Genomic DNA, 13613 nt, shown 5'->3' on the forward strand with positions numbered 1-13613 from the left:
CCGCCAGGCGGTCCACGCCGGACCGCGGCGGGCGGTCCCGGTCGCGGCGTGCCCTGCCTCACGGAGAGGCCGGTGCCGAGTTCCGCGTGTCCTGGGGGCCCGGGTCGCCCTCGTCACCGCTCGTGGCCAGCCAGGTACCGACGCCGACCGCCGCGACCAGGGCGAGCGCGCCCGCGCCCAGCGCGAGCCGGCGGCGCCGGGCGGCGGCGCGGTTGCGGGCCGAGCCGGGACGGGGGGCGCCGGACGCGCGCGGGGCCCGGGCGGTGCCGCGGGCGCCGCCGGCCAGCTCGTCGGGGGCCGGTACCCGCATGGAGGTGTGCGTGTCGCGGTTGGAGTCGGCCGGCTTCGCGCCCGGCACCAGCGGCACCGCTCCCCGGCGCCGGGCCGGCTGCCCGGCGGACGCCGGCGACGCGGGGGCCTCCTCGGGCTCCTCGTCCTCCTGGTCGGCGTCGGGCTCGTCCACGTCCAGCGGCGCCATCCCGGCCAGCATCGGCAGCAGCTCGCGCAGCCGCGCGCCCAGCTCGGAGGCGCGCAGCCGGGAGGCCGGCGCCTTGGCCAGGCACTGCACGAGCAGCTGCCACAGCTCGTCCGGGATGCCGGGGAGGGGGACGACGGTCTCGGTGACGTGGCGGCGCAGGACCGCGCCGGGGTGGCCGCCGCCGAAGGGCGTGAAGCCGGCGAGCAGTTCGTACAGGACCGTGGCCAGGGCGTAGATGTCGACGGAGGCCCGCGGGGGCAGGCCCTCGACGATCTCCGGGGCCAGGTAGTCGGGGGTGCCGATGATCTTCGTGGCGCGGGTGCGCCGGGGGGTGTCGATGAGCTTGGCCACCCCGAAGTCGGTCAGCAGCGCGGGGTGCGAGCCGCCGGGGCCGAGCGGGCCCTGCATGTCCAGCAGCACGTTCTCCGGCTTGACGTCGCGGTGCACGACCCCGGCGGCGTGCGCGGCGGCCAGGCCGTCGGCGACGTCGGCGACGATGGCCACCGCGGCCTCGGGTGCCAGGCGCCGCTCCCGGTCCAGGCGGGTGCGCAGGTCCGTGCCGCGGACCAGGTCCATGACCAGGGCGAGGTCGTTGCCGTCGACCACCAGGTCGCGCACGGAGACGATGTGCGGGTGCTCCAGGCCGAGCAGTGCGGTGCGCTCCTGGACGAAGCGTGAGACGAGTTCCTGGTCGGACGCCAGGTCCTCGCGCAGCAGCTTGATCGCGACGGGTCCCTCGGGCCCCTCGCCCAGCCACACCGTGCCGGCGCTGCCCCGCCCGAGGATCTGGTGGGCGGTGTACCGGCTGCCGATCTTCCGTGCCAAGACTGCTCCTACCGACGCGTGTTGCGCACAAAGCTACGCGTCCGACGAGCCGGCCTTCACGGCGGAGGCGGAAATCACCCGTCAGTTGTCGACAAATCGCCAGAGTCAAGGGTGCGGGGCGCCCCGGGCGGGCCCCGGGCGGGTCAGTTGCCGCCCGAGCCGCCCAGGTCCCCGATCCAGCCGGTGACGGTGCCGAACCAGTCGCTGAGCTGGTCCCAGTAGCCCTTGCCGGTGCCGATCCAGTCCTGGAGCGGGCTCAGCTCCCAGACCAGCCAGCCGGCCACGAAGAGGATGACGAGGGTGACCAGGCATCCCTTGAGGCAGCCGAGACCGGGGATGCGCATGGGATTGGCGCTGCGCTGCCGCGGCGGCCGGGGCTCGCGCCGGGGCGCCTGCGGCTCGGGCGCGGGTGGCGGGGCGTAGCGCTGCGGCTGGGGCTGCTGGGGCTGCGGTGTGGCGTACCGCTGCGGCTGGGGCTGGGGCTGCTGCGGGTAGCCGTAGCCCTGCGGCGGCTGCTGGGGGCGCGGCTGCTGCTGCGGGCGGGCGACCTGCCGCTGGGGGCGGCGGCGCAGCGGGTCCTCGTTCGGGTCGAGGTACTGGACCTGCGTCTGCTCGTTGCGGTCGCGGGCGGCGCGGAGCTGGTTCTGCCAGGGGTGCGGGTCCTCGGGCCCACCCGGCTGCCCGCCCTGTCCCGGCCCGCCCGGCTGTCCCGGCGGCACCGGCGGCATGACGGCGGTCGGGTCGGCCGCGCCGCGGTGCGGCAGTACGGCGGTGGGATCGGCGGCGCCCGCGGGGTTGCCGGTGTGCGGCAGGACGCTGGTCGCGCCGTTGGGGTCGTACGCGCCGTTCGGGTTCTGCGGCAGGACCTGCGTCGGGTCGGCGGCGCCCGCGGCGCCCGGCACCGGCGCGGGGGCCGGGTCGGGGACGAGGAGCGCGCCGACGTTCTCGGCGGCGCCGATCTGCGCGCTGTTCGCGTGCACGCCGATGCCCTCGGCGACGACGCGCAGGCCGCGGGCGAGGTTCTCGGCGCTGGGGCGCTCGTCGGGGTTCTTGCGCAGGCAGCGCTCGATGACCGTCCACAGCGGGTCGGGGACGGTGGAGGGACGGCGCGGCTCGGAGCTCAGGTGCTGGTGCAGCACCTCGAGGGCGGAGCCGCCGGAGAACGGCGGGCGGCCGGTGACCAGCTCGTACAGCAGGATGCCGGCGCCGTAGACGTCGACGGCGGAGGTCTGCGGGCGGCCCTCGGCGGACTCCGGGGCGACGTACGCGGGTGTGCCGACGAACTCGTGGGTGCGGGTGAGGCCGGGCGAGTCCGCCAGGCGTGCGATGCCGAAGTCGGTGAGCATCGGGTGCATCTCGCCGCCGGTCTGCTTCAGCAGCACGTTGGCCGGCTTCAGGTCGCGGTGGACCACGCCGTCGGCGTGGCTGGCGGCGAGCGCGTCGGCGATCTGGGCGGTGAGCAGGGCGGCGGCGACCGGGGTGAACGGCCCGTTCTCCCGCAGGTAGCGGTGCAGGTCGGGGCCGTCGACGAGGTCCATGACCAGCGCCAGCAGCTCGCCCTCGACGACCAGGTCGCGGACCCGGACGATGTTGGGGTGGGTCAGCCGCAGCAGGACGGAGCGCTCCCGCAGGAAGCGCATCACGATGTCGGCGTCGCTCGCGAGCTCCTCCTTGAGGACCTTGATCGCGACGGTCTCGCCGGGCTGTCCGGCCACGGCCGCCTCGGCGCCCGCGGTCTCCCGCTGGCGGGCACGCCAGACGGTGCCCGTGGCACCGCGACCGAGGGGCTGCTCGAGGAGGTACTTGCTGCCTACCGGCCGCACGTCATGCGCTCCCTGTTGCTTGCTGGCTGTTCCGACCCACTGTAGTGCCGCGGTGTGCGGCCCGGGCTGTCGTAGTCCTGTGGTTCCCATTGGTACGCCGGTGCGCCGTACGTTCCGCCTCGGCGCGTGTCCGAAGGAAAGACGCGCCACCCGGTCCCTTGGTTGCCGGGCCCGGACGTGACCGGTCTCAAGCGGTCACTCCGCGATCAGCGGCAGGTCACCCGTCAGGCATTTTTGCGGGCAGAGCCGACCATTCAAGATCATTCGATGGCGGCGGGCGGGCGCGTTGTCGGTGGCAGGTGCGAGGATGCCTCCAGTACTGGCCGACGTGCTCGTGTGGCGGTGGGGGAAGTCCGCGGTGGGGGACCGCGGAGCGAAGGCTTCGTCCCCGGCGATCGCGGGCGCCCGCGCGAAGGGACCGCTGACGGCGATGCAGATCCGGCTGACCGTCGTAGATCCGCTGGGCCCGCACGTATCCACGGGGGGCAGAGCGCACGCCGCGAGCCGCGACGTGCTGGTCACGGCGCCGGCCGGCACGGCACTGGCCGCGGTCGCCTCCGCGCTGGCCTCGGCGGTCCCCGGCGGTGACGTCCAGGGCTCCGGCCAGGTCGTCCTGTACGCCGGGGAGCAGCGGCTCGACGCCCAGCGCAGCACCCTGGGCGAGCCCCCGCTGATCGACGGTGCCGTGCTCTGCCTGGGCGCCCCGGGCGAGCCCGACCCGCGCACCGAGCCCTCCGACGTGCCGGCCCAGCTGCACGTGGTCGCCGGCCCCGACGCGGGCGGCGTCCACCTGCTGCACGGGGGGCAGATCCGGCTCGGCCGGTCCGCCGACGCGGACGTCGCGCTCGACGACCCGGACGTCTCCCGGACGCACTGCGCCGTGACCGTCGCCCCCGACGGCCGCGTCTCGGTCGCCGACCTCGGCTCGACCAACGGCACCACACTGGACGGCGTCCGCGTCGGCGAGCGCCCCGTCCGCTTCGCGCCGGGGGCGCTGCTGCGGATCGGCGAGTCGGCGCTGCGGCTCGTCCCGGCCGGCCGGGGCACCGCGATACGGGTGGCGACGGCACCGGACGGCGAGGGGTACGTGCGCCTGACCGGCGCGGTGGCCGACGACGGGGACCGGGTGGCCCACGGGCGCGCGGCCGACGGCCCGGACGGCCCGGCCGAGCGCACGCACCACGCCCACGGCCCGATGACGTACGGCACCGTCGCGGTACCGGCCGGCCCCCCGACCGTGCCCGGCCGGGGCATCGAGCCCCGCGTCGAGAGCCACGGCACCGGGTTCCCGGGGGACGCGCCGCCCGGGGTGGACGACACGCACGCCGCTCCCACGGCGCCGACCGGCACGGGCTGGGGCTACGCGGGGCTGACCGGCGTTCCCGGCCGTGACGGCGTTCACGGGAGCGGGCGGGGGGAGGAGTCCGGCCCCGCCGGTGCCGGCCCCGGGCCGTCGGGTGTGGAGGGCGCGGGCATGGGCACCGACGCCGACGGCACGGGCGCGGGCGGCGGCCGCAAGGGGACGCCCCTGCGCGGGACCGACGTACCGCAGGGCGTCGCACGCAGGCGCGGGGGTCTCGGGGCGTGGGCGCGGCGGCTGGCCGGCGGGCGCACGGGCGCGCCGGACGCGGCCGGGCCCGACGCGTACGCCGACGAGGAGGCCACCGGTCCCGCGCAGGCGGCGACCCTCCCCGGCGCCCGCCCCGCGCCGGAGACGTGGCCGGACTCCGCCTCGCTGCTGCTGACGGCGCTGGGACCGGGGCCGCGGCTGTGGGAGCGGGGGCCGGAGCACCCCGAGGTGCTCGCCGTGCGGCTGGGCACGGCCGACCGGATGGCGCCCGGCGGTGCCGCACCGCTGCCCGCGGTCCCGGTGACCGTCGGGCTGCGCGAGGCCGGGGCGCTCGGGCTGGCGGGCCCGCGCGCGCGGCTCACCGGGCTGGCCCGCGCCGTGCTCGCCCAGCTCGCCGCGCTGCACTCCCCCGACCTGCTGGAGATCGTCCTGATCAGCGCGGACCGGGGCCGTCCGCTCGCGGAGCGCGTCGCGGAGTGGTCGTGGCTGGGCTGGCTGCCGCACGTGCGCCCGGGGCACGGCCAGGACTGCCGCCTGCTGTTCGCCCACGACCGCGACCAGGCCATGGCCCGCGCCCAGGAACTCCTGCGCCGCCTGGAGGACCACCGGACGGACGCGCCCGCCGGCGCCCGTCCGCCGGCCCCCGCCGGCACGATCCCGGCCCAGCCGGCGGCCCCCGCCCAGGAGGGACGGCACGGCGGCCCGGACGGACACGACGGCCCGCCCGACGGGTCCGCGGCGGTCGCGGGAGCCGGCAGGCGGCCCTCCTGGGCGCCGGCGGACGACGGGAGCGACCCGGACGGCGGCTTCCCGGGTCCCTACACCGTGGTCGTCGTGGACGGCGACCCCGGCGGCGCCGACGTGCGCGAGGTGGTGGCGCGGCTGGCCCTGGAGGGCCCCCGGGCGGGCATCCACGTGGTGTGTCTCGCCGAGACGGCCGCCGCCTCCCCGACCTCGCCGGTGGCGCGGACGTACGAGGCGGCCTGCGCGGCGTCGCCGGTCTTCCGCGACTGCGGCGCCGTGGCACTGCTCAGCGGTGACGTGGCGACGGCCCTGCGGCTGCTGCGCGTCGCGCGCACCGGGTCGTCCCCGAGCGGCCCGGTCGGCCACGGCACCCTCGGCACGGTGGACGCCGTCTCCGCGGCCTGGTCGGAGCGGTTCGCGCGCGCCCTGGCGCCGCTGCGCACCGACGGCGCGGCGGGCGAGCGGCACGCGCGGGTGTCCGCGCCGCTGCCCCAGGCGGCCCGGCTCCTCGACGAGCTGGGCCTCGCCCGGGCGACCCCGGCGTCCCTGATGGCCCGCTGGGCGGACGCGGCCGACGACACGGACGCCCTGGGCGGGCGCGCGCACGCCGTGCTGGGCGCGGGACCGCGCGGCCCGGTCGCGGTGGACCTCGCCGCCGAGGGACCGCACCTGCTGATCGAGGGCCCGCCCGGCAGCGGCCGCACGGAGCTGCTGCGGGCGCTCGTCGCCTCGCTCGCCTCCGCGGAGCGCCCCGACCGGCTCGGCATCGTCCTGATGGACGGCCGGGACACCGTGGGCGCGGGCCACGGACACGGCGAGGGCCTGCGCGTCTGCACGGACGTACCGCACGTCACCACCCACCTGACCGCCGACGACCCGGTCCGGATGCGGGAGTTCGCCCAGTCGCTGAGCGCCGAGCTCAAGCGGCGCGGCGAGCTGCTCGGGCGGTCCGACTTCGCCGAGTGGCACACCGGGCGCGAGGTGTCGGGGCGGATGGTCGCCCAACGCACGGCCGTGGGCGGCGGGATGCCGGAGACGGGGGACGTCGACTCGCCGCCCAGCTCGACGCTCCGGCTGCGGCCGGGCGCGGCCCGGCGGCGGGCGGGGGCGGTGCCGCCGCTGCCCCGGCTGGTGGTCGTCGTGGACGATCTGGACGCGCTCGTCACACCCCCGCTCGGGTCGCCGGGGCGGCCCGCGGCGGGATCGGTGATGCGGGCGCTGGAGGCCGTGGTGAGGGAGGGCGACCGGCTCGGGGTGCACCTGGTGGCGGCCGCCGGGCCGGGGGGCCGTACGGCCCAGACGGAGCCGGCCCGCCGGGCGGCGCTGCGGGTCGCGCTCGACGCGCCGGCGGCGGGTCCGGACGAACCGCTGCCGGGGCGTGGGCGGTTGGCCTGGGCGGACGGCCGGAGCACGGCGTTCCAGGCGGGCCGGGTCACGGGGCGCATCCCCCGTACGGCGACGCTGCGGCCCACCGTGGTGGCGCTGGAGTGGCACCGGATGGGGGACCCGCCCGCCCGGCGGCCCGTGCGTGAGCTGGGGAACGGGCCGACGGATCTGGCGTTGCTGGCCAGCGCGTTGGAACGGGCGGCCCGGGAAGTCGCCGCCGCGGAGGTGCCGTCCCTGCTGTGACGCGGGGCGTCGCCGCCGGTCCGGCACTGCCGCGCGGGGCCCCGACCGCACGGCCCGGCATCGCGGGGTGCCGTCGCCGCTGTGACACGGGACGCCTCGGGGTGCCGTCGCCGCTCTCGCGGTTGGCCCCAGGGCGGGAGGACCCCACCGCCCGTCTCTGCCGCCCCCCGCGTCGCCTCCCGGACGGGTCCCGGCACTGGGGAGGCATACCGCCGCAGGCGGCGGGCCCGGCCGCGGGACGCGGGGGGCGAGTCACGAGGCGATTACGATCTTCGGTTACCCCGCGGACGCGCTCTTGCCGCCCTCACCCCCCTGGCGTACACCAGAGCGCACGGACAGCGCCGGACGTTCGACGAGGCACGAAGAACGGGGCAGTGATGCGCACGATCAGCACCATGAGGACACGCAAAACCGCGGGGACGGTCACGGGCCGGGCGGGGAGGAGGACGGCCAGGGCCGCCGCCGTGCTCGCCGCGGGCGCCCTCGCGCTCTCGCTCACCGCGTGCAGCGGTGACGACGACAAGGACAGCGGCGACAAGGCGAGCCAGGGCAGCGGCGGCGAGAAGCCCGCCACGCTGACCCTCCCCAAGCTCGACGGCGAGAGCCTGGAGGTCGCCGCCGTCTGGACCGGCGCCGAGCAGGAGAACTTCAAGAAGGTCCTCGCCGAGTTCGAGAAGCGCACCGGCGCGAAGGTGACCTTCGTACCGGCGCAGGACCCGATCATCAACTTCCTCGGGTCGAAGATCGCCGGCGGCGCCCCGCCGGACGTGGCGATGCTCCCGCAGCCCGGCGCCATCAAGCAGGCGGTCGACAAGGGCTGGGCCAAGCCGCTGGGCGCGGAGGCCACCAAGGAGCTGACGAAGAACTACTCGCAGGGCTGGCAGGACATCGGCAAGGTCGGCGGCAAGCAGTACGGCGTCTACTACAAGGCCGCCAACAAGTCCCTGATCTGGTACAACGCGCAGGTCTTCGAGAACGCGGGCGCCTCCGAGCCCAAGAGCTGGGACGAGCTGCTGACCACCGCGCAGACGATCTACGACTCGGGTGTCACGCCGTTCTCCGTGGGCGGCGCGGACGGCTGGACGCTCACCGACTGGTTCGAGAACGTGTACCTCTCGCAGGCCGGCCCGGAGAAGTACGACCAGCTCGCCAAGCACGAGATCAAGTGGACGGACCCGTCCGTCAAGCAGGCCCTGACCACGCTCGCCCAGATCTGGGGCAAGAAGGACTACGTCGCGGGCGGCGCGTCCGGCGCGCTGCAGACGGAGTTCCCGGCCTCGGTGACGCAGACCTTCACCGGCGGCGACCAGCCCAAGGCGGGCATGGTCTACGAGGGCGACTTCGTGCAGGTCAACATCGGCGAGACGGACGCGAAGGTCGGTACGGACGCGAAGGTGTTCCCGTTCCCGGCCGTCGGCGACACCGCGCCGGTGGTCTCGGGCGGCGACGCGGCGGTGATCCTGAAGGACTCGAAGGCGGCGCAGGCCCTGGCCACCTTCCTGGCCTCCCCGGACGCGGGGGCGATCCAGGCGAAGCTGGGCGGCTTCCTGTCGCCGAACAAGGCCATCGACACCGACGCGTACCCGAACGAGGTGCAGAAGAAGATGGCCGACGCGCTGATCGCGGCCGGCGACGACTTCCGCTTCGACATGTCGGACCAGGCCCCGCAGGCCTTCGGCGGCACGCCCGGCAAGGGCGAGTGGAAGGCGCTCCAGGACTTCCTGAAGAACCCGAAGGACGTCGCGGGAGCGCAGGCGAAGCTGGAGGCGGACGCGGCCGCCGCCTACGGAGGCTGACGGATGGCGTCGGCCACCGCGGCAGGGGCCTCGCCGGCCCCTGCCGCTCCCAAGTCGCGCAAGAGCGTGACCGGCACCCGCCGGACCGTGGCGGCCCTGTTCCTGCTGCCCGCCCTGCTGCTGCTCGGCGCGCTCGTGGTGTACCCGATCGGGTACTCGCTGGTCCGCAGCTTCTACGACCAGTCCGGCGACTCCTTCGCCGGATTCGACAACTACCAGGCGCTGTTCACCGACGACGGCATCCGCACGGCCCTGAAGAACAACATCATCTGGATGGTGTTCGCGCCCACGGTCGCCACCGCGCTCGGCCTGGTCTTCGCGGTGCTGACCGAACGGGTGCGCTGGGGCACGGCGTTCAAGCTGGTCGTCTTCATGCCGATGGCGATCTCGATGCTGGCCGCCGGGATCATCTTCCGCCTGGTGTACGACCAGGCGCCGGAGAAGGGCGTCGCGAACGCGGTGTGGGTGGGGGTGCACGACACCTTCGCCGAGTCGTCGGCGTTCCCGAAGGCGCACCCGGGCCGCGAGTCGCCGCTGGAACCGGCCGGCGGGGGCGCGTTCGTCACCAAGGAGCCGGTCGGCGCCGGGCAGGTCGTCACGCTCCCGCTCGTCGGTGTCGCCCCCGACCAGATGCCGGACGGTGCGGAGAAGGCCGTGCCCGCCCGGCCCGAGGACGGGAAGATCAACGGCACCACCTGGCAGGACTTCACCCGCGGCAAGGGCGTCGGCAAGCTGAACGGCGTCGACGCCGCCGAGCTGGGCTACGCCGGGATGAAGATCGAGGCCGTCAAGGACGGCAAGGTCGTCGCGTCGACGAAGGCCGCCGGCGACGGCACGTTCACGCTGCCCGCCGCGGCCGACGGGGCGCTGCTCAGGCTGCCCGCCGACAACTTCAAGGAGGCCTACAACGGCCTGGACTGGCTCGGCCCCTCGCTCGTCACCCCGGCCATCATCGGGTCGTACGTGTGGATGTGGGCGGGCTTCGCGATGGTGCTGATCGCGGCCGGGCTGGCGGGCGTCCCCCGGGAGCTGCTGGAGGCCGCCCGGGTGGACGGCGCCAACGAGTGGCAGGTCTTCCGGCGGGTCACGGTGCCGCTCCTGGCGCCGGTCCTCGCGGTCGTGGCCGTCACCCTGATGATCAACGTGCTGAAGGTCTTCGACCTGGTCTTCATCATCGCGCCCGGCTCCTCCCAGGACGACGCGAACGTCCTCGCCCTGGAGCTGTACCGGAAGGGCTTCGCCTCGGACCAGCCGGGCATCGCGAGCGCCATCGCGGTGTTCCTGCTGCTCCTGGTCATCCCGGTGATGTGGTTCAACGTACGGCGGCTGCGGCGGGAGGTGCGGCGATGACCGCGGACGCGGGTTCTCTCACCGAGACGGCCGCCGAGCCGTCCGGGACCGCGGTGAAGGCGAGGCCGTCGCTGGGTGCGCGGCTCGCCGAGGGCGTGAGCGGCGGTTTCGTCCGGGTGTTCCTGATCGTCGTGGGCCTGTTCTGGCTCGTCCCGACGATCGGACTGCTGCTGTCCTCGCTGCGCACCCCGAAGGACATGGCGGCCAGTGGCTGGTGGAAGGTCTTCACCGAGCCCTCGCAGCTCACCTTCCAGAGCTACGAGGAGCTGCTGAAGAACGGCGACATCACCTCCTCCCTGGTCAACACCGTGCTGATCACGGTCCCGGCGACGGTGCTGGTCGTCGTGATCGGCTCGCTCGCGGGATACGCCTTCGCGTGGATGGACTTCCCCGGCCGCGACTGGTGGTTCCTGGCCGTGGTCGGGCTGCTGGTCGTCCCCGTGCAGGTGGCGCTGATCCCGATCGCCGAACTCTTCGGCAAGATCGGCCTGTTCGGTTCGATCGTGGGTGTGATCCTGTTCCACGTCGGCTTCGGGCTGCCGTTCGCGGTGTTCCTCCTGCGGAACTTCTTCGCGGAGATCCCGAGGGAGCTGCTGGAGGCCGCCCGGCTCGACGGAGCGGGTGAACTGCGGCTGTTCGCACGGGTCGTGATGCCGCTCGGCGGGCCCGCGATCGCGAGCCTCGGCATCTTCCAGTTCCTGTGGGTGTGGAACGACATGCTGGTCGCGCTGATCTTCTCGGACTCCGGGAGCCAGCCGATCACGGTCGCCCTCCAGACGCAGGTACGGCAGTTCGGCAACAACATCGACGTGCTGGCGCCCGGCGCCTTCATCTCCATGGTGATCCCGCTGGCCGTGTTCTTCGCGTTCCAGCGGCAGTTCGTCTCCGGCGTCATGGCGGGCGCCGTCAAGTAGCCGCCGTCGCATCACCCTTGGAGGGGGCGGGCCGGAAACGGTCCGCCCCCTCCTTCGCGTGCGCGGGGTCCCCCGAATGCCCCGGCGGCCGTAACCAAGTCGCCCCGCCGGCCGTTGCCGGGCCGAGCGCCCGTGCCGACCCATGGATGTCCCCGTGCCCCGGTTCAGTGTCATCGTCCCCGCGTACCAGGTCCAGGCGTATCTGCACGAGTGCCTGGCCTCGGTGCTGTCCCAGTCGTACCCGGATCTCGAGCTCGTCGTGGTCGACGACTGCTCGCCGGACGCCTGCGGCGAGATCGCCGACGAGTGCGCGGAGCGCGACGCCCGGGTGCGGCCCGTGCACCTGCCCCGCACCGAGGGCCCGGGCCCGGCCCGCAACGCCGGGATGGAGCGGGCGGCCGGCGACTACCTGGTCTTCCTCGACGGCGACGACACCCTCGCCCCGGACGCGCTGCGCGGCGTCGCCGACCGGATCAAGGAGACCGGGGAGCCGGACGTCGTGGTCTACGGCCACGCCCGCGCGTACCGGACCGGCGAGACGGTTCCCGACCGGGCCGCGGCGCACCTCACCGAGCAGGGCCCGGCGCCGTTCCGGCTGACCGGCCGGCCGGGGCTGCTGGCGCTGCCGGCGGTGGCCTGGAACAAGGCCGTGCGGCGGGAGTTCGCCGAGCGCGAGGGCATCGTCTTCCCGCCCGGCGGCCACGAGCACACCCCGTGGTCGTACCCGCTGCTGATGGCCGCGCAGTCCCTCGCCACCCTGGACCGGGTCTGCGTCCACCACCGGCAGCGCCGGCGGGGCGGCACCCCGGGCGAACGCCACCTCGACGTCTTCGCCCAGTACGACCGGGTCTTCGCCTACGTCGAGTCCGACCCGGAGCTGGCCCGCTGGCGGCCGGTGCTGTTCCGCCGCATGGCCGACCACCTGACGACGGTGCTCACCCCCGGCCGCCTGCCGCGCTCCGTGCGCGCGGAGTTCCTGCGCCGGGCCGGCGTCCACTGCCGCCGCTACCGCGTCCCCGGCACCCCCGTCCCGCCGGTCGTCCGGCTGCGTCACGGCCTGCTCCGCCTGGGCCTGCGCCGCACCTACGAGGCCCTCAGGCTGGTGTCCGCGCTGCGCCGCCGGACGCTGAAGGGCTGCGCCAAGCTGCTGGGGAGGACACGCACCGCCGCCCTGCGGCTGCACTACCGGGTCCAGCGCCGGCTCCCCCTGCGGGCCGACCGGGCCCTCTTCGCCGACGCCGGCGGCCGGGGGTACGGCGGCAACCCGGGCGCGCTGGAGGAGGCGTTCCGCACCTTCGCGCCGCACGTCCGCACCGCGTGGGCCGCCGACCCCGCGCACCACCACACGGTCCCGCCCGGCACCCGCCGGCTGGCCCCGGACACGGCCGCGTACTGGACGGCGCTGGCCCGCTCCCGGTACCTGGTGCACCACACCGGTCTCGACGCGGGCCTGGTGAAGCGCCGGGGCCAGGTACTGGTCCGGACGCCCGCCGGAACACCCCTCAAGCACACCGGCCTCGACCTCCGGGAGCACCCGGCCGTCGCCCGCGGCACCGACTTCGGCCGGCTCCTGGACGACGTGGACTCCTGGGACCACCTGGTCTCGCCGAACCGCCACTCCACCCTGACCTGGGAGCGCGTCTTCCCGGGCCGCTACGCCACGCTGGAGTTCGGCCAGCCGCGCAGCGACGTGCTCCAGCGGGCGACGGCGGCGGACGTGGCCCGGCTGCGCGAGACGCTCGGCATCCGGGAGGGCACCGTCGCGCTCCTGTACGCGCCCGCGTACCGCGACTACCGCCGCACCCAGCGCGCGGGCCTCGACCTGGAGCGCCTCGTCACCCGTCTCGGCCCCCGCTACATGGTGCTGGCCCGCGCGCACCCCCGGCACGGCGGCCCGCTCACCACCGCGCGCCACGACCGGATCGTCGACGTCACCGGCCACCCGAGCGTGGAGGCGCTGTGCCTCGCCTCGGACGCGCTCGTCACCGACTACTCGGCACTGATGTTCGACTACGCGGGCCTGGACCGGCCGATCGTGGTCCACACCGACGAGCGGGAGGCCTTCGAGGCGGCCTGCGGCACCTACGTCGACCTGCGTTCCTGCCCGCCGGGCGCGATGGCGCGCGACGAGGACGAGCTGATCGGCGTCTTCTCCGGCGGCGACTGGTGCGGCCCCCGGTCCGCCCAGCTCAGGGCCGCCTTCCGGGAGCGGTTCTGCCCGCACGACGACGGCCGCGTCGCCGAGCGCGTCGTACGCCGCGTCGTACTGGGGGAGGCGGACCTCCCGCCGGTCGTACCGCTCGCCGAACGGCGCCCCGCCCCGTCCGCCGCTGCGGCCCTCTCCCGGCCCCCGCTCGCCACCGTGCCGCAACCCGCCGGGCCGCGCACCGTCACCGACAGCCTCTGACCGCCGTTTGTCCAGTGGGAGTTCGCATGCCCCGCAGCCCGTCACGGCCCGCTCCCAGCCGGCCGCCCACCTGGCGG

General features: G+C 75.5%; 7 protein-coding genes. 5 read left to right on the plus strand and 2 right to left on the minus strand.

The window, feature by feature from the left end:
* Positions 1–58 precede the first annotated feature (58 nt).
* Both AC0VYN_RS31320 and AC0VYN_RS31325 read right to left on the minus strand, forming a co-directional pair.
* Positions 59–1303 carry a serine/threonine-protein kinase gene (locus AC0VYN_RS31320; protein WP_475533688.1) on the minus strand — a complete coding sequence of 415 codons (1245 nt, stop codon included), beginning with the start codon at positions 1301–1303 and terminating at the stop codon, positions 59–61.
* 143 nt (positions 1304–1446) lie between these two features.
* Complete coding sequence (locus AC0VYN_RS31325; protein ID WP_475533689.1) at positions 1447–3126, minus strand: serine/threonine-protein kinase; 1680 nt, start codon at positions 3124–3126, stop codon at positions 1447–1449.
* 430 nt (positions 3127–3556) lie between these two features.
* On the opposite strand from AC0VYN_RS31325, the gene AC0VYN_RS31330 reads away from it, so the two are divergent.
* From AC0VYN_RS31330 to AC0VYN_RS31350, 5 genes are all read left to right on the plus strand, one after another.
* Entirely contained in the window at positions 3557–7069 is a 3513-nt protein-coding gene (locus AC0VYN_RS31330) for an FHA domain-containing protein (protein ID WP_475537020.1), read from the plus strand.
* A gap of 395 nt (positions 7070–7464) precedes the next feature.
* Entirely contained in the window at positions 7465–8865 is a 1401-nt protein-coding gene (locus AC0VYN_RS31335; protein ID WP_475533690.1) for an ABC transporter substrate-binding protein, read from the plus strand.
* Between the two features lie 3 nt (positions 8866–8868).
* Positions 8869–10215 carry a carbohydrate ABC transporter permease gene (locus AC0VYN_RS31340; RefSeq protein WP_475533691.1) on the plus strand — a complete coding sequence of 449 codons (1347 nt, stop codon included), beginning with the start codon at positions 8869–8871 and terminating at the stop codon, positions 10213–10215.
* The gene (locus AC0VYN_RS31345) at positions 10212–11129 is read left to right on the plus strand and encodes a carbohydrate ABC transporter permease (RefSeq protein WP_451688261.1); all 918 of its coding nucleotides are present in this window, start codon (positions 10212–10214) and stop codon (positions 11127–11129) included. Before AC0VYN_RS31340 ends, AC0VYN_RS31345 begins: the two co-directional genes overlap by 4 nt.
* Positions 11130–11283: 154 nt before the next feature.
* On the plus strand, positions 11284–13536 hold the full coding sequence (locus AC0VYN_RS31350) for a bifunctional glycosyltransferase/CDP-glycerol:glycerophosphate glycerophosphotransferase (RefSeq protein ID WP_475533692.1): 2253 nt from the start codon (positions 11284–11286) through the stop codon (positions 13534–13536).
* The last annotated feature ends 77 nt before the right edge of the window (positions 13537–13613 follow it).

This window comes from Streptomyces sp. 63XJN7_1_ISO-PGPR-S23-121 (genome assembly GCF_056173025.1).